General features: G+C 64.8%; 26 protein-coding genes. 15 read left to right on the forward strand and 11 right to left on the reverse strand.

Annotated elements, in window-relative coordinates; all coding sequences use genetic code 11:
- Entirely contained in the window at positions 1 to 936 is a 936-nt protein-coding gene (locus ELY13_RS10615) for an isoaspartyl peptidase/L-asparaginase family protein (RefSeq protein ID WP_126173887.1), read from the forward strand.
- Here ELY13_RS10615 and ELY13_RS10620 read toward each other — a convergent pair whose 3' ends face one another.
- Positions 937 to 1,845 (reverse strand): prephenate dehydratase, encoded by a 909-nt coding sequence (locus ELY13_RS10620; RefSeq protein ID WP_126173888.1) that lies wholly within the window; start codon positions 1,843 to 1,845, stop codon positions 937 to 939.
- Positions 1,846 to 1,973: 128 nt separating this feature from the next.
- Between ELY13_RS10620 and ELY13_RS10625 the strand changes: the two genes are divergently transcribed.
- From ELY13_RS10625 to ELY13_RS10645, 5 genes are all read left to right on the forward strand, one after another.
- A complete protein-coding gene (locus ELY13_RS10625) occupies positions 1,974 to 2,684 on the forward strand; it encodes a c-type cytochrome (RefSeq protein ID WP_126173889.1) in 711 nt (236 codons plus the stop codon).
- Positions 2,685 to 2,701: 17 nt separating this feature from the next.
- A complete protein-coding gene (locus ELY13_RS10630; protein ID WP_126173890.1) occupies positions 2,702 to 3,220 on the forward strand; it encodes a GNAT family N-acetyltransferase in 519 nt (172 codons plus the stop codon).
- Between the two features lie 144 nt (positions 3,221 to 3,364).
- Positions 3,365 to 3,811 (forward strand): hypothetical protein, encoded by a 447-nt coding sequence (locus ELY13_RS10635; RefSeq protein ID WP_126173891.1) that lies wholly within the window; start codon positions 3,365 to 3,367, stop codon positions 3,809 to 3,811.
- Positions 3,812 to 3,856: 45 nt separating this feature from the next.
- Positions 3,857 to 4,564 carry a YsnF/AvaK domain-containing protein gene (locus ELY13_RS10640; protein ID WP_126173892.1) on the forward strand — a complete coding sequence of 236 codons (708 nt, stop codon included), beginning with the start codon at positions 3,857 to 3,859 and terminating at the stop codon, positions 4,562 to 4,564.
- A gap of 81 nt (positions 4,565 to 4,645) precedes the next feature.
- Positions 4,646 to 5,056: a YsnF/AvaK domain-containing protein gene (locus tag ELY13_RS10645; RefSeq protein ID WP_126173893.1), complete on the forward strand. Its 411-nt coding sequence runs from the start codon at positions 4,646 to 4,648 to the stop codon at positions 5,054 to 5,056.
- A gap of 62 nt (positions 5,057 to 5,118) precedes the next feature.
- Here ELY13_RS10645 and ELY13_RS10650 read toward each other — a convergent pair whose 3' ends face one another.
- The 3 genes from ELY13_RS10650 to ELY13_RS10660 form a co-directional block, all read right to left on the reverse strand.
- Positions 5,119 to 5,802 (reverse strand): murein L,D-transpeptidase catalytic domain-containing protein, encoded by a 684-nt coding sequence (locus ELY13_RS10650; RefSeq protein ID WP_241233650.1) that lies wholly within the window; start codon positions 5,800 to 5,802, stop codon positions 5,119 to 5,121.
- Position 5,803: 1 nt separating this feature from the next.
- Complete coding sequence (ispG, locus tag ELY13_RS10655; RefSeq protein WP_126173895.1) at positions 5,804 to 6,952, reverse strand: flavodoxin-dependent (E)-4-hydroxy-3-methylbut-2-enyl-diphosphate synthase; 1,149 nt, start codon at positions 6,950 to 6,952, stop codon at positions 5,804 to 5,806.
- A 78-nt stretch (positions 6,953 to 7,030) separates the two neighbouring features.
- Positions 7,031 to 8,416 carry a L,D-transpeptidase family protein gene (locus tag ELY13_RS10660; RefSeq protein ID WP_126173896.1) on the reverse strand — a complete coding sequence of 462 codons (1,386 nt, stop codon included), beginning with the start codon at positions 8,414 to 8,416 and terminating at the stop codon, positions 7,031 to 7,033.
- Between the two features lie 189 nt (positions 8,417 to 8,605).
- Here ELY13_RS10660 and ELY13_RS10665 point away from each other — a divergent pair, with 189 nt between their 5' ends.
- Complete coding sequence (locus ELY13_RS10665) at positions 8,606 to 9,481, forward strand: DMT family transporter (protein WP_126173897.1); 876 nt, start codon at positions 8,606 to 8,608, stop codon at positions 9,479 to 9,481.
- On the opposite strand, the gene ELY13_RS10670 is transcribed toward ELY13_RS10665, so the two are convergent.
- On the reverse strand, positions 9,478 to 9,708 hold the full coding sequence (locus ELY13_RS10670) for a hypothetical protein (RefSeq protein ID WP_126173898.1): 231 nt from the start codon (positions 9,706 to 9,708) through the stop codon (positions 9,478 to 9,480). The genes ELY13_RS10665 and ELY13_RS10670 overlap by 4 nt on opposite strands.
- A 182-nt stretch (positions 9,709 to 9,890) precedes the next feature.
- On the opposite strand from ELY13_RS10670, the gene acnA reads away from it, so the two are divergent.
- From acnA to ELY13_RS10700, 6 genes are all read left to right on the forward strand, one after another.
- The gene (gene acnA / locus ELY13_RS10675) at positions 9,891 to 12,566 is read left to right on the forward strand and encodes an aconitate hydratase AcnA (protein ID WP_126173899.1); all 2,676 of its coding nucleotides are present in this window, start codon (positions 9,891 to 9,893) and stop codon (positions 12,564 to 12,566) included.
- Between the two features lie 630 nt (positions 12,567 to 13,196).
- Complete coding sequence (gene secE, locus ELY13_RS10680) at positions 13,197 to 13,391, forward strand: preprotein translocase subunit SecE (protein ID WP_126173900.1); 195 nt, start codon at positions 13,197 to 13,199, stop codon at positions 13,389 to 13,391.
- 29 nt (positions 13,392 to 13,420) lie between these two features.
- On the forward strand, positions 13,421 to 13,957 hold the full coding sequence (nusG, locus tag ELY13_RS10685) for a transcription termination/antitermination protein NusG (RefSeq protein ID WP_126173901.1): 537 nt from the start codon (positions 13,421 to 13,423) through the stop codon (positions 13,955 to 13,957).
- 242 nt (positions 13,958 to 14,199) lie between these two features.
- Entirely contained in the window at positions 14,200 to 14,631 is a 432-nt protein-coding gene (gene rplK / locus ELY13_RS10690) for a 50S ribosomal protein L11 (RefSeq protein ID WP_126173902.1), read from the forward strand.
- A gap of 4 nt (positions 14,632 to 14,635) precedes the next feature.
- The gene (gene rplA / locus ELY13_RS10695) at positions 14,636 to 15,337 is read left to right on the forward strand and encodes a 50S ribosomal protein L1 (protein ID WP_126173903.1); all 702 of its coding nucleotides are present in this window, start codon (positions 14,636 to 14,638) and stop codon (positions 15,335 to 15,337) included.
- 197 nt (positions 15,338 to 15,534) lie between these two features.
- A complete protein-coding gene (locus tag ELY13_RS10700) occupies positions 15,535 to 15,723 on the forward strand; it encodes a hypothetical protein (protein ID WP_126173904.1) in 189 nt (62 codons plus the stop codon).
- Between the two features lie 13 nt (positions 15,724 to 15,736).
- On the opposite strand, the gene ELY13_RS10705 is transcribed toward ELY13_RS10700, so the two are convergent.
- The 6 genes from ELY13_RS10705 to ELY13_RS10730 all read right to left on the reverse strand — a co-directional run bounded on the left by ELY13_RS10705 (position 15,737) and on the right by ELY13_RS10730 (position 21,918).
- On the reverse strand, positions 15,737 to 16,639 hold the full coding sequence (locus tag ELY13_RS10705) for a DUF8021 domain-containing protein (protein WP_126173905.1): 903 nt from the start codon (positions 16,637 to 16,639) through the stop codon (positions 15,737 to 15,739).
- A 1-nt stretch (position 16,640) separates the two neighbouring features.
- Positions 16,641 to 17,402 (reverse strand): competence/damage-inducible protein A, encoded by a 762-nt coding sequence (locus ELY13_RS10710; protein ID WP_126173906.1) that lies wholly within the window; start codon positions 17,400 to 17,402, stop codon positions 16,641 to 16,643.
- Between the two features lie 9 nt (positions 17,403 to 17,411).
- Positions 17,412 to 18,863 (reverse strand): flavin-containing monooxygenase, encoded by a 1,452-nt coding sequence (locus ELY13_RS10715; RefSeq protein WP_277600651.1) that lies wholly within the window; start codon positions 18,861 to 18,863, stop codon positions 17,412 to 17,414.
- Positions 18,864 to 19,247: 384 nt separating this feature from the next.
- Positions 19,248 to 20,108, reverse strand: a complete 861-nt coding sequence (folD, locus tag ELY13_RS10720) for a bifunctional methylenetetrahydrofolate dehydrogenase/methenyltetrahydrofolate cyclohydrolase FolD (protein ID WP_126173907.1) — start codon at positions 20,106 to 20,108, stop codon at positions 19,248 to 19,250.
- A 31-nt stretch (positions 20,109 to 20,139) separates the two neighbouring features.
- Positions 20,140 to 20,991, reverse strand: a complete 852-nt coding sequence (gene purU / locus ELY13_RS10725) for a formyltetrahydrofolate deformylase (protein WP_126173908.1) — start codon at positions 20,989 to 20,991, stop codon at positions 20,140 to 20,142.
- 54 nt (positions 20,992 to 21,045) lie between these two features.
- Positions 21,046 to 21,918, reverse strand: a complete 873-nt coding sequence (locus ELY13_RS10730) for a methylenetetrahydrofolate reductase (protein WP_126173909.1) — start codon at positions 21,916 to 21,918, stop codon at positions 21,046 to 21,048.
- 166 nt (positions 21,919 to 22,084) lie between these two features.
- On the opposite strand from ELY13_RS10730, the gene ELY13_RS10735 reads away from it, so the two are divergent.
- Positions 22,085 to 22,792: an alpha/beta fold hydrolase gene (locus tag ELY13_RS10735; RefSeq protein ID WP_126173910.1), complete on the forward strand. Its 708-nt coding sequence runs from the start codon at positions 22,085 to 22,087 to the stop codon at positions 22,790 to 22,792.
- Between the two features lie 37 nt (positions 22,793 to 22,829).
- Positions 22,830 to 24,236, forward strand: coding sequence for a syringate O-demethylase (gene desA, locus ELY13_RS10740; RefSeq protein ID WP_126173911.1), 1,407 nt, complete (start codon positions 22,830 to 22,832; stop codon positions 24,234 to 24,236).
- Positions 24,237 to 24,275 lie beyond the last annotated feature (39 nt).

The raw sequence follows: 24,275 nt of genomic DNA on the forward strand, positions 1-24,275 counted from the left end.
ATGGCCGCGCCGCAATGGAGCCTCGCGATTCACGGCGGGGCGGGGGCAATGACGCCGGAGACCCTGACCCCGGAGGAGCAGGCCCGCTACGAAGCGGCGCTGGGCCTCGCGCTTGATGCCGGAACGCGGGTGCTGGCCGAAGGCGGCCTAGCGCTCGACGCGGTAGAAGCGGCAGTTACCGCGCTGGAAGACGATCCGCTGTTCAACGCCGGGCGCGGTGCGGTATTCACCTATGCCGGGGCGATCGAGCACGATGCGGCGATCATGGACGGGTCCACGCGGGATGCCGGGGCGATTGCCGGGGTCGGGCAGGTGCGCCACCCGGTTCGCCTTGCCCGCGCGGTGATGGAGCATTCTCCCCACGTCTTCCTTGCCGGGCAAGGCGCAGAAGAGTTCGCCGCCGAGCAGGACATCGCGGCGGTCGATCCCGCCTGGTTCGCCACGCCGGAGCGGCGGCGTCAGCTGGAAGAGTTCAAGGCACGCAAGGGCGCATGGTTCGATTCGGACATCAAGTACGGCACGGTCGGCGCGGTGGCGCGCGACAGCCACGGGAATCTCGCCGCGGCAACGTCCACCGGGGGACTGACGGGCAAGCGCTGGAACCGGATCGGCGATTCGCCGGTGATCGGCGCCGGAACGTACGCCGACAATCGATCTGGCGCGGTTTCAGCCACCGGGGCGGGCGAACTCTTCATCCGGGTCGGGGTAGCGCATGAAATCTGCGCTCGCATGCGGCTGACGGGAGCCGGTCTGCAGGACGCCGCCGACGCAGTGCTCGCGGAAGTGGCCGCGCTGGGCGGCAAGGGCGGCGTGATCGTCGCCGCGCCCGATGGCGCAACTGCGTTCGCCTTCACTACCCCGGGAATGCACCGCGCCAGGGCGGATGGCGCGGGCCTGCGGGAGATCGCGATTTTCGGTCCGCGATCCGGGGCCTGATCAGCCCCGCTCGCGCGCCAGACGGTAGGAACCGAGCAGCCGCAGTTCCTTGCAGTGGAACGCCAGCTCTTCCATCGCGCGGTCGACGGCAGGGGCGCCCGGGGCGCCGATGATGTCGGCATAGAACATCGAGGCCGAGAAGCTCGCCTCGCGCTGATAGCTTTCCAGCTTTGTCATGTTCACGCCGTTGGTCGCAAACCCGCCCAGCGCCTTGTAAAGCGCGGCGGGAATGTTCTTCACCTCGAACACGAACGTCGTCATCGCGCGCTCGCCGGCAAGGCTCGCCGGATCGAGCGGCTCGGGGGCCAGCACCACGAACCGGGTGGTGTTGTCCGCAGCGTCTTCCACTCGGTCCTCCGCGATTCGCAGGTCGTACAGATCAGCTGCGAGCGCTGGGGCAATCGCGCCAATCGCCGGATCCCCTCTTTCCGCCACGAACGCCGCGGCGCCGGCGGTATCGGCGTGGCTCAGCGGCACGATCCCCCGTTCGCGCAGAAAATGCCGCGACTGGCCCAGCGCCTGAGGATGGCTGTAGGCCGCTTCGAACGGGCCGGTCGTGCCATCCTCCCGCGCGACACCCATCAGCGCGTGGTGAATCGGCATGAAATGTTCCGCCACGATCGACAGCCCGCTTTCCGGCAGCAGAAAGTGAATGTCGGCCACTCGGCCATGCTGCGAATTTTCGATCGGGATGATCGCGCTGCCCGCCCGCCCCTGCTTCACCGCATCGAGCGCGTCCTCGAAGCTGAAGCAAGGCAGCGGCAGGCATTCCGGCGCCCACTCCATCGCGGCGCGGTGCGAATTGGCTCCGGGCGCGCCCTGGAAGGCGACCGCGCGGGCTGGATTTCCCTGTGCGGCAAGGTTCATCCGCTCGATCAGCGCGAGCGCGGGAGCGGCAAAGCTGTGCATGGCGGGCGCGTAACGCCGTGCCTTCGGGCAAACAAGCGTTTCCTGCTTTGAGATATCGGACTTGCACCGGCTGCAACGCGACACTAGAGCGACGCCCACTTCTAGTTCCCACGGCAGAAAATCTCCCGATGACCGATCGCTTCAACACCATCGCCGGCTGGACCTTGTTTGCCGGAATCGTCGCACTCGGCTTGTCGAGCCTGAGCGGACATATCTTCGAGGCGGACCGGCCCGAGCGGCCCGAGACGCTGGGGTACCCGATCGCCGGTGCGGTTGAGGAAGGCGATGGAGCCGAAGGCCCCTCGCTTGCCGTCCTGCTTGCGACCGCAGACCCGGCCAAGGGCGAAGCGGTGTTCGCCAAGTGCGTGTCCTGCCACACGGTCGACCAGGGCGGTGCGAACGGCATCGGTCCGAACCTGTGGAGCATCCTCGGCATGCCGATCGGGAAGCACGCCGCCGGCTTCGCCTATTCAAGCGCGCTCGCCGGCCATGGCGGGGAGTGGACGTTCGAAAACATGGACGCCTGGCTGAAGAGCCCGCGCGCGTTCGCTTCGGGCACCAAGATGAGCTTTGCCGGTCTCAGCAATCCGGAAGACCGCGCGAACCTGATCGTCTATCTCAACTCCAAGGGCTCCGGCCTGCCGCTGCCGACGCCGGAAGCGCCAGCCGAAGCCGCCACGCCGGAAGGCGGCCCCGAAGACGCACCGGGCGCGGGTCCGGGTGCCGGGGTCGAAGGCGGTGAGTTCACCCCCGCGCCCGCCGTGGACGCGATGGGCATGCCCCAGCCGGTCCCGGGCGAAGCGAGCACCGGGGCAATCGGGCACGGAAACACCCTCTGATAGCGCACTCTGTGCGCATGCGCGAAGCGCGGGCCGAAGACGCCGAAGCGCTCACCCGGATTGGGCAAGACAGTTTCATCGGCGCCTTCGGCCACCTTTATGCCCCCGACGATCTCGACGCCTTCCTTTCCGCGCACCGCTCCCTCGCCCGGGCGCGGGACGATATCGCTGATCCGGACGTGCGGATCTGCCTGGCCGAACATCCGCAAACAGGCGCTCTTGCCGGTTACTGCCTGATCCGGCTCGGCCAGCAGTTCGATGAGCGGCCGGCACCGAAGCCGCAGCGCCCCGTTCTCCTTGGCCAGCTTTACTGCCTTCCCGGATCGACCGGGGCCGGCATCGGCGCAGCCCTGCTGGAATGGGCAATCGACCAGGCGCGGGCCTGGGGCGCTGATGCGGTGCAGTTGTCCGTCTACAGCGAGAATTTCGGCGCCCAGCGCTTCTATCGCCGGTATGGCTTCCAGCACGTGGCCGACATCGATTACTGGGTCGGCAACCACCGCGATGACGAGTTCCTCTACGAGCTTCGCATCTAGCTGTCCCGCGCCCGATCCGGTTCACCGCACCTGAGCGGCTGACGGGCCGAATCTTGTTCTTCCTCTCGATTTCTGCGGAACGGGCCGCAGGGCTTGCCGTTCGAACAACAGACGGGGCCGTACGCCCGCAGTTCGAGAGGAAGCATGGCCGAGATACCGGTAGAAAAGGAGTCTGGCTCCAAGGCATGGCTCTGGCTGCTGCTTGCAGCCGTGGCGATCGCCCTCCTCACTTGGTGGCTGCTTGAAGGCAGGGCCAAGGATGAGGCCGTGGACCATGACGGCGCCATAGTTGCCAGTGTGCAGCCGGCGGACGCCGGAACCCTTACTACCGGAGAGCCGGTGAACCTCAGCGGCGTCCAGGTGGCGTCCGTTGCGGGGGACCGGACATTCTTCATCGACCACTTCGGGGCCCGTGTCCCGGTGTTGTTATCGACACCGGCGCCCAGCGGATCGCTGGACGAAGGCGCGACCGTAAACCTGACAGGCGAACTTCGCCAGACGGCAAATGGCCTGCCTCCGGGCACGGATGCCTCCGCGCTCAACGGATCACAGACGTACATCTTGGCGACCGATGTCGAGCCGATGAGCTGACGGAGGCCGGGAGGGATCAACCCTAACCAAAAGAAGGAAATTTCTATGCGACACGACAGACGATTTGAAAACCTCGACACGCTCGATCACTATGAGCTGGAGGATGAATCCCAGGATATCCGCGGCATGCCGCTGGTGAGCCCGGAAGGTGAACGGTACGGCGTGATCAAGGACCTGCTGGTCGATGGATCCCGCGATCGCGTGGCAGCGGTGCGGCTGCAAGATGGTCGCGTCTGCGCCGTTGAGCCGCTCGAAATCCACGAAAATGCGGTGGTGTACGGGCCGGCGGCCGTCGAATACGCCAACACCGGCGTGACTGCGGGGCATGTCGACAAGACTCCGACCGCTCCCGTCGCCAAGGAAGGCGTCGTCGAAGAAGAGCGCATCCCGCTCGTCGAGGAACGCATTGCGGTCGGCAAGCGCATGACCGGCGGTGGCAACATCCGCGTCGGCACCCACGTGGTGAGCAAGAAGGTCGAGCGCGATGTGCCCCTGCGTGAGGAGCACGTGACGGTTGAAACCCGCCATCTCGACCGGCCGGTAGCGGCGACCGAAGCGAACGGCCTTCTGCGCGACCAGGAAGTGGTCATGAACGAATCGGCCGAAGAAGTGGTCGTGGGCAAGGAAGCCGTGGTCACCGACGAAGTGGTGGTCCAGAAGACGGCGAACGAGCGCATGCAGCACGTCGAGGAAACGGTTCGCAAGACCGAGCTCGACGCCAAGGGCCGCACGGCAGACAAGCGCGTTCCCTAAGCCGGTACGTCGCACTTTGCGAGGCAGGCCGGTGGCAATTGCCACCGGCCTGCTCCGCCCCTCTTTCAGCGAGACACGAAAATGAAGGACAAGAAACCTGGCGCGAGTGCGTCAGAGGTAATCGAGGAGGCCCGGATCCCGCTGGTCGAGGAACGCGTGGTCTTCGACAAGAAAGTCGTCGAAGGACGCACGGTCCGGGTGCGCACACGGCCGGTCACAGAAACAGTCACGGTTTCCGAGCCGGTTACCCGGGAGGAAGTCACGGTTGAACGCGTGCCCGTGGGCCGCGTGGTGACCGAAGCCCCCGATCCCCGCGAAGAAGGCGACGTGACGATCATCTCGGTGGTGGAAGAACGCGCCCGCGTTGTGACGGAGATGGTGCTGGTGGAGGAAATCCATTTGCGGCGCGCCCGCACGACGGAGGCCAAGGAACTCGAAGTCGAGGTCCAGCGGACCGAAGTGGAAATCGACGAGGGTACGCCGAAGGTTTGACTCCAGCGCTCAAGCGCACCTGAACCCCTGTTGTCGTGTGCCTTCGGGCACCCTGAACCGGTTCAGGCCACCGGCGGCGGCGCAGGAACTTCCTGCAGCGGCGTGAGGTATTCCCCGTCGGGTCCAATGCCGAGGCGGTCGGCAAACAGCAGCCGCCCGCCTGACAAGCTCCACAGCGCCTCGCGGAAATCATCCGGCGCCATGGCGAAGCAGCCGCTCGACCGGCCCAGCACACCCCAGCGCGCGACATGCGCGGGGGTGGCGTACTGGGCAGAGTGCATCACGATGGCGCGGTCGAAGCAATTCGAATTGTCTGGATCGAGCCCGCCCAGACGGATCGATGTGCCGTACTTGCCGGTATACCATTCCCAGGTGACGTAGGAGCCCCGGCTGGTCGCTTCCGACCCGGGCACGTTCGAGAAATGGTTGAGCCACCCGTCATGCTCCGGGTCCGAGCCTAGGCCATGGGCGACCAGGAAGGAGCGGACGGTGCCGTTCTCCAAGTTGGCGAAATGAAACCGCGGCTGCGCGGAATGCACTCCAAAATCCGCAATTCCCGCCAAATCCCGCCGCCACAGCACGTCACCCGCCCGCGCAACTTCGCGCTGGGCGATTTCAAGGATGCGGCGTTCCCGCAAGTCCACCGTGAACGGCTGGGCAAATACGCGAGCCGGGGCCAGCGCGGCGGTTCCAGCAGCAGCCAGTACGCCGCCGAGCAGAGTCCTGCGCTGAAACCCGGCTGTCACGCTATTCCGCCGCCTCTGCCGGGACTTCATCGGGCGTACCGGCATCGCTCATCGCCGATTCGATTTCCGCCGCCTTGGCTTCGACCAGCGAAACGATGTGGTCGAGCATCTGGTCGCTTCCGACGTGATGGTCGGTCACGCCGGACAAGTAGACCATGTGCTTACCCGCGCCGCCGCCGGTGATGCCGATGTCGGTTTCCCGCGCTTCGCCGGGCCCGTTGACTACGCACCCGAGGACGGAGAGCGAGAGCGGCGTCTTGATATGCTGCAGCCGCTCTTCCAGAGCCGTGACGGTCTTGATCACGTCGAAGCCCTGCCGTGCGCACGAAGGGCAGGAGACGACGCGTACGCCGCGAGTCCTGAGCCCCAGGCTCTTGAGAATTTCGAAGCCCACCCGCACTTCCTGCTCCGGCTCAGCCGAAAGCGAGACACGGATCGTATCGCCGATACCGGCCCACAGCAGATTGCCGATGCCGATCGCGGACTTGACGGTGCCGCCGATCAGCCCGCCCGCTTCGGTAATGCCGAGGTGCAGCGGGCAATCCACCGCTTCGGCCAGCTGCATGTAGGCCGCCACGGCGAGGAACACGTCGCTCGCCTTCACCGCGACCTTGAAATCGTGGAAGTCGTGGTCCTGCAGCAGCTTGATGTGATCCAGCGCGCTTTCAACCAGCGCTTCCGGGCATGGCTCGCCGTATTTTTCCAGCAAGTCCTTTTCCAGGCTGCCGCCGTTCACTCCAATGCGGATCGCGCAGCCGTTGGCTTTCGCCGCGCGAACGACTTCGGCCACTCGCTCGCTGCTGCCGATGTTGCCAGGATTGATGCGCAGGCAGGCCGCGCCTGCGTCGGCAGCTTCGAGCGCGCGTTTGTAGTGAAAGTGGATGTCCGCCACCAGCGGGACGCGCGCGGCTTTGGCGATCTGCCGGAACGCGGCAGTCGACTCCTTGTCCGGGCACGACACGCGGATGATGTCCGCGCCCGCATCTTCGCAGCGGCGGATCTGGTCGATCGTCGCGCGTGCGTCGGTCGTCGGCGTGTTGGTCATGGTCTGCACCGTGATCGGCGCATCGCCGCCGACGGGTACGGTGCCGACCATGATCTGGCGGCTCTTGCGGCGCTCTATATCGCGCCAGGGTCTGATCGAGGACATGGAGACGATATAGCCGCTGTGGTCATGGGGTTAAAGCGATTGCAGGCTTCCAGTCGGCCAAAGCGGCCGGAAAACCCGTCAGGTCTGCAGGTCGTCGATGATTTCAACCGCCTTCTCCCCGGTCGACCGTGCGCGATTCGCCACGCGCGGCGCATCCAGCGCGGCGAGCACCGGCGCGTCGCGGCCGTAGATGTCCTCGAAGCTCTTCAGCTCTCCGTTGATGTCGCGGGCCATCGTGAAATAGGTGATGTAGACGGGCATGGTCTTCTTCACCGGCACGCGGGTGTACTTGCCGGATTTGGAGATCGCGACCGTTTCGTCCTTGCTGGCCCCTTGCCCGAGGATGGCGACGGTCATCGCCAGTTCCAGCGCCCGTTCCGTCCGGATGCATCCATGGCTCAGCGCCCGTGCCTCCTGGCCGAAAAGCCCCCGCGACGGAGTGTCGTGCAGGAAGATCGCGTGCGGGTTCGGCATGTCGAGCTTCATCACGCCCAGCGAATTGGTCGGTCCGGGCTGCTGGACTACGGTGACGAAGCCGTTGTCCGCCACGGTGGCCTTGTAGCCCGCGTTTCGCGCCCAGCTCGGGTTCTTCAGCACCTTGGCGCCGAGACCTTCCCCCTTCACGATCGACTGCGGCACGGTCCAGGTCGGGTTGAAGACCACGCCCTCCACCGTTTCGGCCAGCTGCGGGGTCGCGGTGCGGCCCGGCTTGCCGACGATCGTCTTGTAGGTGCGGATGATCTTGTCGTTCACCGTCAGCCGCAGCTGGTACTCGGGTACGTTGGTGAGCAGGTACTGGCTGCCGAGATCGCGGGCGAGCCAGCGCCAGCGATCCATGTTGGCGCGGATCATCGCGCGCTGCTTGGTATCGCTTGCGGTCGCCAGCGCCTGCTTCAACGCCGCATAATCGGGATGAGTCGGATTGAGCGACGCCAGCACGCCCGCCACGTCGTGGGTGGTCAGCGCCTCGTTCATCAGGGTGCCGGTCAGCATACGGTCGGCATCGGGATCGATCACGAACCACTGCTTGCGGGCATCCATCGGGGTGCGCCCGTCACGCAAGTCCTCGACCAACCAGGTGAAGCTGGTGCTGGCGGCTTCGTCCAGGCCGGCGCCCGGCCCGGCGTTCAGCGCCGCCCGCAGCACGTCTGGCTGGTAGTCGCGGGAATCGAGCCCTTCGGTCCCGATCGCTTCGACCACCTCGAGCAGCGCCTGCGCATCCGCTACCGACCATGTCTGCACTTCGGGAAACAAGGGGGGCAGCGGCTGCACGACAGGGGTCGAAACCGGTGCGACATTGGCCGGCCGGACCGCCTGCACATCCGCTGATCTTACGGGCGGGTTGGCGGCGGGATCCCGAAACGCCTTGTCGAAATCCGTCAACGGGATCGGCTGGGCCGATGCCATCGAGGAAACTCCCAGTACAGGAAGCGCGAGCAGCGCCATCCGCGTCCAAGTCTTCATTGCCAATGCCCCGTTTGCTTGCCCTGCCGATTCGTCCGATTCCGGCAGGGACTGTCTCGACCGCAATATTCGGAGCATGTGCCTGACTGCCCGGTGAATTGCGGATTCGATTTCCCGCTTCTAGCGCAAACCGCATGGCTCGGGAATGCAGGATTTCCCCTGACCCGAGAGTGGCTTAAGGCACGTTCGATGCCGCGCAATCCTGCCATCCTGCCGTTTGCGGCCACTCTGGTCGGAGTCGCGCTTTTCTCTCTGATGGATGCGCTGATGAAGGGTGGTTCGATCGCGGTCGGCGCCTACAGCGCGCTGCTGGTTCGCAGCTTGCTCGGGATGGTCCTGACCGTGCCGGCCTGGGCGCTGCGCCGGCGTTGGCCCGCGCGTCCAGCGCTGAAGCTTCACTTGCTGCGGGGATTTTCCGGGGCGGCGATGGCGTTCACCTTCTTCTGGGGCATCGCTCGCCTGCCGCTGGCGGAGGCAATCGCCTTGTCCTTTACCGCGCCCTTGCTCGCGCTCGGGCTTGCTGCGGCGCTGCTGAGGGAACGAATCGGGCGTAACGCATGGGCGGCCGGATTGCTCGGCATCGCGGGCGTGGCGCTGATCGCGGGTGTGCGGATGGAGGCCCCGCAGGCGCAATCCGGGTGGGGCATCGCCGCCGTGCTCCTGTCGTCCCTGCTGTACGCCTGGAACCTGATCCTGCAGCGGCAGCAGGCGCTGGTGGCCGCTCCGCTGGAAGTCGCCGCGTTCCAGAACAGCATTTACAGCCTGGCGCTGCTGCCGTTCGCGCCGTGGTTCCTGATCTGGCCTGCCGCAGGGACACTGGGCACGATCGGCGGGGCGGCCGTGCTGGCCGTGGCGGCGGCGATGATCCTGTCCTGGGCCTATGCCCGGGCGGAGGCGCAGGCGCTTGTCCCTCTCGAATACTCGGGATTTCTCTGGGCAGCCCTTTTCGGCTGGTTGTTGTTCGGCGAGACGGTGGTGCCGACAACCCTGGCGGGGGCGGTGCTGATCGTGGCGGGATGCGCCCTCGCCGCCCCGCGCAAGCGCACGGAACAGACCGCTACCTAGTCTGCTGCGTCCGCGTCCGCTTCCTCTGCCCCAGCTTCCTCTATGCTGGCTTCCTGATCCGCGATAAGCTCCGCTTCCTTGGAGATCCGGGTCTCCGGCTCGGCCCCGATGGTCGAATGCCAAAGTTTGCCCGCCGCGGCCCCGGTGAAGGCGGCCGCGATCAACGCCAGCGCCATTCCGAAGATGTTGAGCGATCTGTCCTGACCTGGCGATCCTCCGGCCGGCATGCCTTGTCCCCTTGTTCCGTGTTCGTGCGCGCTAGCCGATAATTCGCCGCGCGGCGACCCGGTTCCGCCGCGAGCCCTTGACCTGACGCACATGAACGCGCAGTTGCGGCCCAAATTTTCCGGCCGCATCAACGCGCCTGATGCCGATGGCGGCCGGACCGGACAGGAAGGACTGCGCATCGATGACCCAGGTCGGAAACAACTCGCTCGGCACCCGGACCACGATGGAAGTGGGCGGCAAGACCTTTGCCTACTACTCCCTCGCCAAGGCCGCGGAAACGATTGGCGACGTCTCCCGCCTGCCGTTCTCGATGAAGGTTCTGCTTGAGAACCTCCTTCGCTTTGAAGACAACGCCTTTACCGTCTCGATCGAGGATATCCGCGCGATCGCCGACTGGCAGAGGAACCCGAAGACCGGCACGGAAATCCAGTACCGCCCGGCGCGCGTGCTGATGCAGGACTTCACCGGCGTTCCCTGCGTGGTCGATCTGGCCGCGATGCGCGACGCCATCAGCAAGCTTGGCGGCAACACCTCCAAGATCAACCCGCAGGTCCCGGTCCATCTGGTGATCGATCACTCGGTGATGGTTGACGAATTCGGCCACCCCAAGGCGTTCGAGCGCAACAAGGAACTGGAGTACGAGCGGAACGCGGAGCGTTACGACTTCCTGAAGTGGGGCTCGCGCAGCTTCAACAACTTCAAGGTCGTACCGCCCGACACGGGCATCTGCCATCAGGTGAACCTTGAGCATATCTCCCAGTGCGTCTGGGCCAGCGAAGACCAGAACGGCGAAATGGTCGCCTACCCCGACACCTGCGTCGGCACGGACAGCCACACCCCGATGGTCAACGGCCTGGGCGTGCTCGCCTGGGGCGTCGGCGGGATCGAGGCCGAGGCCGCGATGCTTGGCCAGCCGATCTCGATGCTGATCCCGGAAGTGGTCGGCTTCAAGTTCACCGGCAAGCTCGCCGAGGGCGTCACCGCGACCGATCTGGTGCTTACCTGCACGCAGATGCTGCGCGCAAAGGGCGTGGTCGGCCGCTTCGTGGAATACTTCGGCCCGGGGCTCGCCAGCCTCAGCCTTGCCGACCGTGCGACGCTGGGCAACATGGCGCCCGAATACGGCGCGACAGTCGGCTTCTTCGGAATCGATGACAAGACTCTCGAATACCTGCGCCTGACGGGGCGGGACGAGGATCAGATCGCACTGGTCGAAGCCTACGCCAAGGAACAGGGCTTCTGGGCCGACCCGGCCAATCCGGACCCGATCTTCACCGACATGATGGAGCTTGACCTCGGCACCGTGGTCCCGTCCCTCGCCGGGCCCAAGCGCCCGCAGGACAAGGTCGCCCTGCCGCTGGTGGACAACCTGTTCAACGAGGAACTGTCGAGCGTCTACTCTCGCGCAGCGCCGATGCGCACCGACGTCGAAGGGCGCGATCACGACATCGGCGACGGCGACGTGGTGATCGCGGCGATCACCAGCTGCACCAACACGTCCAACCCGGACGTGATGATCGCCGCCGGACTGGTCGCCAAGAAGGCGCACGAAAAGGGCCTGGCGCCCAAGCCGTGGGTCAAGACCAGCCTCGCCCCCGGGTCGCAGGTGGTGACCGATTACCTCAAGAAGTCCGGCTTGCAGGACCATCTCGACGCGCTCGGCTTCGATCTGGTCGGCTATGGCTGCACGACCTGCATCGGCAACTCGGGCCCGCTGGTGGAACCGATCAGCAAGGCGATCAACGAAAACAACCTCGTCGCGGCGAGCGTGCTTTCCGGCAACCGCAACTTCGAAGGCCGTGTCAGCCCGGATGTGCGGGCGAACTTCCTCGCCTCGCCGCCGCTGGTGGTCGCCTACGCGCTGAAGGGCACCGTGACCGAGGACATGGTCGAAACCCCGATCGGCACCGGCAAGGACGGCGCGCCCGTCTTCCTGAAGGACTTGTGGCCCACCAGCGACGAAATCGCCGAAATCCGCGCCAGCAGCATCGATCGCGCGATGTTCGTCGGCCGCTATGCCGACGTCTACAAGGGCGATGAGCACTGGCAGGCGCTGATTACCGAAGGTTCGGACACGTACCAGTGGCACCTCGGTTCGACCTACATCGCCAACCCGCCGTTCTTCGAGGACATGGGAATGACCTCGGCCCCGATCGGGGATGTCGTGGGGGCAAAGCCGCTGGCGATCCTCGGCGATTCGGTCACGACCGACCACATCTCGCCCGCCGGTTCGATCAAGGAAGACAGCCCCGCAGGGCAGTACCTGATCGCGCACGACGTGCCGAAGGTGGAGTTCAATTCCTACGGTGCGCGGCGCGGCAATCACGAAGTGATGATGCGCGGCACCTTCGCCAACATCCGCATTCGCAACGAGATGGTCCCGGGCATCGAAGGCGGGATGACGATGTACGGCGGCGAGGTCATGCCGATCTACGACGCGGCGATGAAGCACAAGGCGGACAGCACTCCGCTGGTGGTCGTCGCGGGCAAGGAATACGGCACTGGCTCCAGCCGCGACTGGGCGGCCAAGGGCACGCTGCTGCTGGGCGTTCGGGCGGTGATCGCCGAAAGCTACGAACGCATTCACCGCTCCAACCTGGTTGGCATGGGCGTCCTGCCGCTGGAATTCACCGGCGGCGAAACCCGGGAAACCCTGAAGCTGGCGGCTGACGATACGTTCTCGATTCGCGGCCTGACGGATCTCCAGACCGGGCAGGACGTGGTGGTCGAAGTTACCCGCGCTTCCGGTGAAACCTTCACCTTCACCGTGAAGTGCCGGATCGATACCGCGAACGAGCTGGAATACTACCGCAATGGCGGCATCCTGCCTTACGTGTTGCGGCGCCTCGCCGCCTGACGCACTGCGTTTTTACTAGGGCGGGCCGGGACGTTTTCACGTTCCGGCCCGTTTTTTATTGCCCGATGCGCTCCAGCCGCACCGTTCACAATTCGACGAAAGATTCATCGTTTCGTCGCATTTGGTGGGAACCGACTCGGCAGGCCGGGTATTACCCGCGACAGACCGAAGCCGATAAGGAGCAGTCAAATGCCTGGCCTATCCTACCGAAGCAGTCGGCCCGACGGCTGGAACGTGCCGCGCCCTCATAATGACGCCAGTGTGCGCTTCATGAAGCACGGCCCGATCCAGCCCATGGAAGAACCGCACAGCCCGGGCTTCCTGGCCCGCCTGTTCAACCGACGCTAGTGCCGGATCGGGGAGCGTGCTCGCGCGCTCCCCGACTACCGGGCACATCTCTCCCCAAGACAAATACCTGCGTCAGCCAGGCCGACTGAACGCCTGCGCTTGCCAACGCGGATCGCCTGAAACGCGCCGGCGCCGCCCGCTCTTGCGTTTGCGCCCCCTCGCCGCTAGATAGGCCTCGCCTTTCCGACATCGGAGCAGCCTCGCCCTTCCCGGTTCCCTGAACCGGGCGGCGCTGAGCCCATGGGGAAAGGCAGTGGACGCAATCACGAAGGTCGAACAGCAATGCCGAAGACCAGTCCCGGCGAATTTCTCAACCAGGTGAAGGCGGAAGCCTCCAAGGTTGTCTGGCCGACGCGGCAGGAAACGGTCACCACGGCGATTTTCGTCGCGATCATGATGACGATCCTCGCAGTCTTCTTCCTCGGTATCGATACGCTGTTCGGTGCGGTCGTGCGCTGGCTGCTTTCGCTGCTGTAAGCGCGGCAACAAACAACGGAAAGAATTGCATGGCCCGCTGGTACATCATCCACGCCTACTCCGGTTTCGAAAACAAGGTGCGCGACTCGATCCTGTCGGAGGCCGAACGCATGGGCTTGTCCGACGCGGTCGAAGAAGTCGAAGTGCCGACGGAGACCGTGACGGAGGTCAAGCGCGGCAAGAAGGTCCAGGTCGAACGCAAGTTCATGCCCGGCTACGTCCTTGCCAAGCTGAAGATGACCGACGACGTCTACCACCTGATCAAGAACACGCCGAAGGTCACCGGATTCCTCGGCTCCGGCGGCAAGCCGCAGCCGATTTCCGAGCGTGAGGCCGCCCGCTACTTCGGCGCCGCCGAGGAAGCCGCCGCTCAGCCCAAGCGCCAGGTCAATGTCGATTACGAGATTGGCGATCAGGTCAAGGTGCTCGACGGACCGTTCGCCAGCTTCAACGGCGTGGTGGAAGAGCTCGACTTCGACAAGAACAAGGTCAAGGTCTCGGTCTCGATCTTCGGCCGCGGAACCCCGGTCGAACTGGACTTCGAACAAGTCGAACTGGCGAAGTAAGACGGCCCCTGCCGCAGGCAGGGATCTTCCACGGCAGACCCTGTGTCCGAAAGGCTTCCGTCCCCGCTCTTGCGGGACGGAAGGGCCTGTTGAATTCCCGCACCTTCGGGTGTAAGGGCCGCGCTTCCCGGCAAATCGTCAGGAACCCGTGCGGGAGGCGCGCCATCATTCGGGCTCGCCGCCATTACCGCTAGACATGACCCCCGGAATCCCGGGGCGAACAGTGTGAAAGGAGTGGCCTCATGGCCAAGAAGATTACCGGCTATATCAAGCTGCAGGTGCCGGCCGGCGCCGCCAATCCCTCCCCGCCGATCGGCCCTGCCCTGGGTCAGCGCGGCGTGAACATCATGGAATTCTGCAAGGCGTTCAATGCCGCCACGCAGGAACTGGAAAAGGGGATGCCGATCCCCACGATCATCACCGTCTATGCGGACCGGTCGTTCACCTTCACCACCAAGACGCCGCCGGCGAGCTTCCTCATCAAGAAGGCGGCGAACCTGAAGGCTGGTTCCAAGGAGCCGGGCAAGGTTTCTGCCGGTTCGATCAAGCGGTCCAAGCTGGCCGAGATCGCCGAACAGAAGATGAAGGATCTGAACGCCAACGACATCGAAATGGCGACGCGCATCATCGAAGGCTCTGCCCGTTCGATGGGCCTTGAAGTGGTGGAGGGCTGATCCGATGGCCAAGCAGACCAAGAAGCAGAAGGCGCTGACCGAAAAGCTCGGCGAGAACCAGGATCTCCACAGCTTCGCCGAAGCGCTGCAGATGCTGCGGGACCTTTCGACCGCCAAGTTCGACGAAACTGTCGAAATCGCGATGAACCTCGGCGTTGATCCGCGCCACGCCGACCAGATGGTTCGCGGCATGGTGTCGCTGCCGTCGGGCACCGGCAAGGAAATGCGCGTTGCGGTCTTCGCGCGCGGTGACAAGGCTGCCGATGCGGAAGCCGCCGGTGCCGATCGCGTCGGGGCCGAAGACCTGCTGGAAGACATGCAGAACGGCAACCTCAACTATGACCGCGTGATCGCCACGCCGGACATGATGGCCGTTGTCGGCCGCCTCGGTAAGGTGCTGGGCCCGAAGGGCCTGATGCCGAACCCGAAGCTGGGTACCGTGACGCCCAACGTCGCCCAGGCGGTCAAGGACGCCAAGGCAGGCCAGGTGGAATTTCGCGTCGAGAAGACCGGCATCATCCATTCCGGCATCGGCAAGCTGTCCTTTTCCGAAGAACAGCTGCGCGCCAACTTCCAGGCGTTCACCAGCGCGATCGTTCGGGCCAAGCCTTCGGGCGCCAAGGGCAAGTATGTTCGCAAGCTCACGCTGACATCGACCATGGGTCCGGGCCTCAAGCTTGAGGTTTCCGAAGTCGAAGGCGCGTAACGCTCGATGACAAGCGCTGACGGGCCATCCGGCTCGTCGGCCTTGCGGTCCCGCAGGGACCGGTTCATGGACAGACCATCACCAGGGGGCCGGGAGAAGCGATTCTCCCGGTCTTCTTGTATCCGCTCGGAAAGCTTGGGGCTCTCGCTCGTTGGTTACCTGAACGCGGCATCGGCCGCGAAGACAGGAGACCGACCATGCCCACCTTCTGGCTGCTGCTGGTAGCCATCGGACCGTTGCTGCTGATCGCAGCGATCTACTTTGGCTTTTTCCGCAACCGCGACGCAAACCGGCGCCAGGTGATCCGCGCCGAACGCGGCGCGAAGGAATTCCGCGAAGACATTGCACACGATCCGGAATACCACCCGGAACAGCGGGAAGACTGATCCGCCTGGGCCTTTAGCCGATATCGCCATCCTGGAGCGGCCAGCCCGGTCGCATCCCATAAGGCACGGCCGTCATGATCGCCTCGATCCTCCGGATCAGCCCCTGCTCGATCCGAAAGCCTTCCGCGATCATCCAGCTGAACGGCCGATCCACCGCTCCTGTAATCCGGGTGCCGTCCGCCAGATCGTACTCCCGCACCGTGCCGCTATGGTCGAAGAAGGCCAGCGCAAAAACGAGCCCGCGCTCCGGATCGATCACCGGGAAGCGCCGGTCGCGGATGCGATCGACGAAGCGGAAGTACCCGGTTTCGAATTGCTGCCGCGCCGTGAGAGCGCGGAAATCCTCAGCATATGGCGTTTCGCGGCCTTCCGTCGGCTTCGGCGGGACCTGGGTAGTACGAAATCCGTTCTCGATCCGGAGACAGTCATCGGAGAAGGGATAGTCCCCCTGCCCGTCATTTCGCTCAAGTCCGCTGAAGTACTGGTTGGCAACGCGGCGCAAGTCGTCACGGCTCATCTGTTGGGCCTGCGGTACGGCGGCTGACCATTCGGGAGCCGGCGCGCCGGACTTGTCGAGCTCTGCTGGTCCATCCCCGAACGCTCCGCCCGTGCCGAACAGCTCAGGCCGCGCGGCGACCGCTTCGATCTCCCGGATCGTTCCGCCTGCCACCTGTGCCCGCACTGCGAGGTGCGACCGGGTGCGCCCTTCGAGCAATGTGGTAAAGCAGGCAAAGGTCCCTGCCTCCGCATCAACGAAGCGGTGAACGTAGGGGCCGACCCGGTCGGCTGTCGCCCACAAGCCATCCCCAACCGGCAGTTCCTGCCCGTTCTCGGTATAGCGCGCATTCGGAGCGAGGCGATCGCCCGAAGTCCCTGTCAGCGTTTCCAGCAACCCCGCGAACGCACCTCGCGTCATGTCAAATCCCTCCCGGAGTGAAGTCGTACCCGGCGGTGCCGAGTCCATCGCACAAGCTGTGGACCGCGCTTTGCAAGTCGTCCCGATCGGTGGAGCGAACCACGAAGTTTGCGCCGACCTTCCCTTCGCGGAAGAAGGGGTAGGAGCCGATCTGGCAATCGAGGTGGGCTTGTTCCACTTCCCGCAGCAAGTCAGCCACCTCGCTTTCCGCAACCCAGCAGCCGACCGTCTCGGCCAGAAGCGGCGCGCCGCCTTCCAGCGTTCCGGTCAAGGCATCGAGCATCTGCGCCGTAATGTGCGGTACGCCTGCCATCAGGAAGATGTTGTGGATGCGGATTCCCGGCGCGCCTGACATGCGGTTGGGGATCAGGTCCGCCCCCTGCGGCACGCGGGCCATCCTCAGCCGCGCCTCGTTCACCCCGCCGCGATCGGCGTAGTACGCCTCCAGCATCGCTTGTGCTTCGGGGTGGATCGTGACCGGCAGACCAAGCGCGGCGGCTACGGCATCGACGGTGATGTCGTCGTGCGTCGGGCCGATCCCGCCGGTGGTGAACAGGTAATCATGCTCGGTGCGGAGCGCGTTCACGGCCTCGGCGATCCGATCCATCGAATCGGAGACCACGCGCACTTCCATCAGGCGGATGCCTTGCACCTGCAGCCACCCTGCCACCTGGGCGATGTTCTTGTCGTGCGTTCGGCCGGACAGGATTTCATCGCCGATCACGATCAAAGCGGCGGTCCAGATGCGTTGCGGGTCTGCCATGCAACAGGATTAGGCGATTTCTTCCGCCGCCGCCACTGGCAGGAAGCGCAATACGCCGTCGTCCACCGGAACTTCGCGGAAGTTGCGCCGGTCCTCCAGGTAATCCTGGTTCAGTCGCCACGGGAGGGTGCCCGCGCTTTTCGGCATGCGCGACCGGGCGCGCTGGAGATACCCGGAGGAGAAGATCACGATGTCGTCCTCCGTCAGGCCGTGGCCCTTTGGCAGGTGCGGCACCGCGATGGCGGCGCCCGTTTCCTGCATCCGGATGAGCACGCGGCACACGTAATCGGCTGTCTGGTCAGCCCGCAGCGTCCAGCTGGCGTTGAGATATCCGAACACCACCGCCAGGTTCGGCACGTTGGAGAACAGGCAGCTGCGGTAGAACCACCGCTGCGTGAAATCGATTGGCTCCCCGTCGAGGCTCACCGTTACGCCCCCGCCAATGGCCATCTTCAGCCCCGTCGCGGTAACGACGATGTCGGCCGGCAGCGTCTCGCCGGATTCGAGCCGGATACCCTCGGGTTCGAACGTCGCGATTCGGTCGGTCACGATCGAGGCCGCGCCCTCCCCAATTGCGGCGAACAGATCGCCGTCCGGCACAAGGCACAAGCGCTGGTCCCAGGGGCCGTAGGGCGGCTGGAAATGACGTGGATCGTAGTGCTCCCCCAGTTCCTTCTTCAGCGCGCGGGACAAGTACTTCGCCACACCCTTCGGCTTGCGGCGTGCCAGTTTGAAGAACCAGTCGTGGAGCCGGACGTCCTTTTCGCGGATCAGCCATTCCGCCAGCCGCCGGGGCAGGAACCGGCGCAGCCGCAGCGCGAACCGGTCAACCGAGGCTCCCGCTGCCATCCAGGTGGGGGTCCGCTGCAGCATGGTTACATGGGCGGCCCGTTCGGCCATGGACGGAACGATCGTCACCGCCGTCGCGCCCGATCCGATCACCACCACGCGCTTGCCTGTCCAGTCGAGGTCCTGCGGCCAGAACTGCGGGTGAGCCACGGTGCCGCTGAACCGCTCCAGACCGGGAAGCCGCGGGTCGTGCGGTTCATCATAGTCGTAGTACCCGGACGCAAGATAGACGAACCGGGCGTGTACTTCGTGCCGCCCGGACTCGTCCTCTACCGTCACGGTCCACAGCGCCGACGCGGAATCCCAGTCCGCCGACAGCACCCGGGTGTCGAAACGGATCTGCCGGGATACGTCGTGTCTGCGGGCAACGTCTTCCAGATAATCCCGGATCGCCGCGCCTTCGGCAATCGCGGTCTCATCGGTCCACGGTGCGAAACCGAAGCCGAGGGTGTGCATGCTGCTGTCCGACCGGATGCCGGGATAGCGGAACAAATCCCATGTGCCGCCTAGGTGGGACCGCCGCTCCAGGATCGTGAAGCTGCGATCCGGACATGCCGCGCGCATGTGCGCGGCCATGGAGATGCCGGAAATCCCCGCGCCAACGATAGCCACGTCGACAACAGCCGGCTCGGGTGAAGTTGCGTCCAAGGGATCCCCTTTGCCTCTGGTTGGCGTCCTTCGATACGGGACCGGGCGAGCGCTCGCAAATCAGCGAGGCGAGGGCGAATGGCTGGAGGTTCGAAGGCCGTCATCCTGCGAGCGCTGACCGTGAACGTCGGGATCGCTGCCGCCAAGTCGGTCGCCGGAGGGATCACCGGCTCTTGGGCGATAGCGAAGAAAAGGCGTGCACAGCGCGGTCGATGCGAGCGAGCAGCTTCTGCTGCTTCATGGCGCCAACGAAGCACCGGGCCGCCGACAGCGATGCACCCGCTGTGGTTCGGGCGGAAATCGTACTTCCGGGCTTTCGCGGTAAGGACCTGAGCTAGCTGCTCTGGACTAACCCAGTGCGGTTTCCGCTGCCTGTACCGTGTTGGCGAGCAGGCAGGCGATGGTCATCGGACCGACACCGCCGGGCACCGGGGTCACCGCGCGGGCATGCTGCACTTCGTCGAAGGCGACGTCGCCGACAAGCCGGTCCTTGCCGTTCTCGCCCGGGATGCGGGTAATGCCGACATCGATGATCACCGCGCCGGGCTTCACCCACCAGCCCTTGACCAGCCGCGGCGCGCCGGCGGCGGCAACGATGATGTCCGCCTTCCTGCAGAGATCGGGCAGGTTCTTGGTTTCGATATGCGTGACGGTGACGGTCGCTTCCCGCTCCAGCAGCAGCATCGCGATCGGCTTGCCGACAATGTTGGACTTGCCGATCACCACCGCGTCCAGCCCGGTAATGTCGTCGATCACCGTGTCGATCAGTTTCATCACGCCGAGCGGGGTGCAGGGGATCAGCCCCCCGGTCCCGGTGGACAAGCGCCCGACGTTGACCGGATGGAACCCGTCCACGTCCTTGCCCGGATCGATCGCGTCGAGCACCGCGCCTTCATCGATGTGAGCAGGCAGCGGCACTTGCACCAGCACCCCGTGAACTTCCGGATCGGCGTTGAGCCGGGCGATCAGGGTCAGCAGCGCGTCCTGAGTCGTGTTTTCGGGCAGGCGGTGCTCGAACGAGCGGATGCCTACCTTGCGGCAGCTCTTGATCTTGTGCGCGACGTAAACTTCGCTTGCCGGGTCGCGGCCGACAAGGACGACAGCCAGTCCGGGCGTGACGCCGGTGCGCGCGGCAAGCGCGCGGACCTGCTCTGCCACTTCATCTTCCAGCCCGGCGGCGATCGCCCGGCCGTCGATCCGTTCAGCCATCGTCCCTGTTTCCCTCAACCTAACGTTTCCATCAGTCGAAGACGACCGTGCGGTGCCCGTTGAGGAACACGCGGTCCTCAAGGTGCGACTTGACCGCACGGGCCAGCACCCGGCGCTCCACGTCGCGGCCTTTGGCAACCAGCTCGTCCGGCGTTTCGCGGTGGCTGACCGTCTGCACGTCCTGCGCGATGATCGGACCTTCGTCGAGATCGGCGGTGACGTAGTGGCTGGTCGCGCCGATCATCTTCACGCCGCGATCGTATGCCTGGTGGTACGGCTTGGCGCCCTTGAAGCCCGGCAGGAATGAGTGGTGGATGTTGATGCAGCGGCCCGAGAGGAACCCGGCGAGATCGTCCGACAGGATCTGCATGTAGCGGGCAAGCACGACCAGCTCAGCCCCGGAATCGGTGATGATCTGCTTGATCTGCGCTTCCTGCTGCGGCTTCGTGTCCTTGGTGATCGGCAGGTAGTGGTAGGGAATGTCCTGGATCAGCGAGGTGGTCAGCACTTCCTGCGGGTGATTATTGATCACCGCGACCACGTTCATGTTAATTTCGCCGATGCGCATCCGGTAGAGCAGATCGCCGAAAGCATGGTCGAACTTGGAGACCATCAGCACGACCTTGGGGCAGTAGTCGGGCGCGCGCAGCTTCCAGTCCATGCCGAACTGGGACGCGATGCCTTCGAACTTGCCGCGCAGGTCCTCGGCGTTCGCGCCTTCGTCGGTGAATTCAGCGCGGATGAAGAAGTTGCCGCTGATGGGATCGGCGTACTGCTGCAGGTCGACGATATCGGCGCCGTTATCGGCCAGGAAGCCCGATACCCGGGCGACGAGGCCCGGCTGGTTCCGGCACGATGCTGCGAGCGTGAAAGTGTTGTTCACGACTGTCTCTCCTTGAATGTCTGCTGTCGGACCGCTGAGCGAACCTTGGGCCGATCAGTGCTTGTCAGCGTACTTGTTGATCCATTCGGCCGTCGCCTTGAGGTTCCCGAACGGGTAGAAGTGCAGCCGTACGCGGCCATGTTCCGCGTCGTTCATCCCGGCCGCGAGCGAGTTCACCAGCTTGTCGGGTCCCGCGCTGCCGATGAGGTTGGTCAGCGAAATGCCGTACTTCTTCATGACGGAAGCGGACGCACCGACGCCGCAGCGCTTGGCGAAACCGAGCAGGCGCTTGATGCCGGCGGGTCCCGGAACACCGATGCGCACGGGCGCATCGATCCCGCGTTCCCGCATTTCCTTCAGCCAGTTCAGGATCGCGTCGTCGTCGAAGGCGAACTGGGTAACGATCAGCGGCGTCAGCCCGCGTTCGCGCACGGCGGCGATCTTCTGTTCCATCCAGACCCACAGATCGGGCTTGGAGACGTTCGGGTGACCTTCGGGATGACCGCCCAGGCCGACGATCTCGATCCCGTGCTTTTCCAGGAGACCCGTCTGGATGATCTGCAGCGAGTTTTCGTACGGGCCTTCCGCCTGCGGCGGATCGCCGGCGATGATGAACACGCGCTTCACGCCGGCTTCGGTCGTGATCCGGCGCAAGTAGTCGTCGAGAATTGCCTCGGAGCCGAGACGGCGGGCGGACAAGTGGACGATCGGTTCGAACCCGAGATCGCGCACCAGCTTGGCTGCTTCGACGCGCTGGTCCATTTCCTCGCCCGGAAGGAACGTCACGGCAATCTGGGTGCCGGGACGGATCAGCGGCGCGGCTTCGCGCAGGCCGTCCATCTCCTTGGCGGTCATTTCCAGCGAGTAGCCGTCAACCATGTTGCTGCGCGGCTTGTCCCAATCGGGGTGGATGGCGGCGTATGACACTTTCGCTTCTCTCCTCTCGCACAGGGTAGCGCATAGCTCCCCGTCTCGCACGGGATAGCGCATAGCTCCCGGCTGTCTTCGCGAAAAGCCCTAGCCGAACGAGTTTATTTCGTATAGGCGAAAATTTCACAGAGGCGAACGACGCTCCGAAAGGGTTTTCCACGCAATGCTGCTGCTCCTTCCCGGCCTGATCTGCGATGCGCGCATCTTCGCGCGCCAGCTGGATGCGTTCGCGGACGCAAAGGCGGTGGACGGCTACGGAACGGCGGGCAGCTTTGAGGCCATGGCCCGGATCGCGCTGGATCAGGCGGACAAGGAACAGCCGGGCGCGCGATTCGACCTGCTTGGTCATTCGATGGGCGCCCGCGTTGCACTGGAGGTCTATCGCCTCGCACCGGAACGGGTCCGCCGGATCGCGCTCGTCAGCACAGGGGCGCACCCCGTCGGCGAACAGGAACCCGCCAAGCGCGGCGGATTGCAGCGCGTAGGCCACGAACGCGGGTTCGACGCCCTGCTCGACCTCTGGCTGCCGCCGATGATCGGAGAGCCGAACCGCGACAAGCCCGAAATCGCCGGCCCCTTGCGCGAGATGTGCCGCAGCCGGGGCCAGGACGTGTTCGACGCCCAGATCAAGGCCTTGCTCGGCCGCGGCGACCAGCGGCTCGTCCTGCCGACGATTTCCTGCCCGGCGCTGGTGATGACGGGTGAGCTCGACAGCTGGAGCCCGCCCGCCCAGCACGAACAGATTGCGGCGATGATCCCGAATTCGCAACTCGTCGTCGTACCGGGGGCTGGACACATGCTCCCGGTCGAAGCACCCGACGCAATGAACGCGGCCATTTCCCGCTGGCGCGCCGCGCCGGCGAACGACTGACCTACCTTCAACCCCAACCCTCGAGGAGAGGCATCCAATGAGCGAACAGAACCTCCAGCAGAAGCTGGACCAGGAAGGCAACATCGTTGAATTCCTGCGCAACCAGCAAGTCGGTCCGAACGTCTATCCAGGCGTTCCGGCAGAATATTCCAACTGGCGCGAAGAACAGCGCGGCTGGGCCGAATCCGCGGTGCTCTTCAACCAGAGCTACCACATGGTCGAACTGTACGTGTCCGGTCCGGACGCGGCCAAGATGCTCGAGTACCTCGGCATCAACAGCTTCAAGAACTTCGCCGTCGACAAGGCGAAGCAGTGGGTTCCCGTGACCCCGGACGGCTACGTCATCGGCGACGTGATCCTGTTCCACCTCGAAGAAGACGTCTACAGCCTGGTCGGCCGCGCACCCGCGATCGAGTGGGTCGAATTCCACGCCGACACCGGCGACTGGAACGTGACGGTTGAGCGTGACGAGCGGACCGCGATGCGGACCGACGGCAAGCGCAAGAACTATCGCTTCCAGCTCCAGGGCCCGAACGCGATGAAGGTGCTGGAACGCGCGATGGGCCAGACCCCGCCGGACCTCAAGTTCTTCAACATGGCCACCGTGAAGTTCGCCGGCAAGGATGTCCGCGCGCTGCGTCACGGCATGGCCGGTCAGCCGGGCTACGAACTGTTCGGCCCCTGGGAAGACTACCAGGCCGTCCACTCCGCGCTGGTCGAAGCCGGCAAGGACTTCGGCCTCAAGCTGGTCGGCGGCCGCGCCTATTCGTCGAACACGCTGGAATCGGGCTGGCTGCCCTCCCCACTGCCGGCGATCTACACCGGCAACGATCCGATGCTGAAGCAGTACCGTGAGTGGCTCTCGGCCAACTCCTACGAAGGCAAGTGCTCGGTCGGCGGCTCCTACGTTCCGGAAACCGTTGACGGCTACTACCTGACGCCGTGGGACATCGGTTACGGCATCATCGTCAAGTTCGATCACGACTTCGTCGGTCGCGAAGCGCTTGAGAAGATGAAGGACCAGAAGCACAAGACCAAGGTCACGCTCGCCCTCGACAACGAGGACGTGGCCCGCGTCATGAGCTCAATGTTCACCAAGGGCAGCAGCCGCGCGAAGTACTTCGAGTTCCCGAGCGCGGTGTACGCGATGCATCCGTTCGACGAAGTGCGTTCCGACGGCAAGGTGATCGGCGTTTCGACGTGGATCGGCTACAGCTCGAACGAAGGCAAGATGCTCTCCATCGCCATGATCGATCCCGATCAGGTCGAAATGGGCAAGGCCGTGACCCTCGTCTGGGGCGAACCGAACGGCGGCACCAGCAAGCCGACGGTCGAGCCGCACGAGCAGACCGAGATCAAGGCCTACATCAGCCCGGTTCCGTACTCCGAAACCGCGCGCGATGCCTACGCCGACAGCTGGCGCAAGGCAGGCGTCGGTCAGTAATCTGACGCTTCGCTTCACGGCGAAAAAAGAAGGGCGGTC

It is taken from the genome of Altericroceibacterium xinjiangense (assembly GCF_003958635.1).
Taxonomy (GTDB): domain Bacteria; phylum Pseudomonadota; class Alphaproteobacteria; order Sphingomonadales; family Sphingomonadaceae; genus Altericroceibacterium_A; species Altericroceibacterium_A xinjiangense.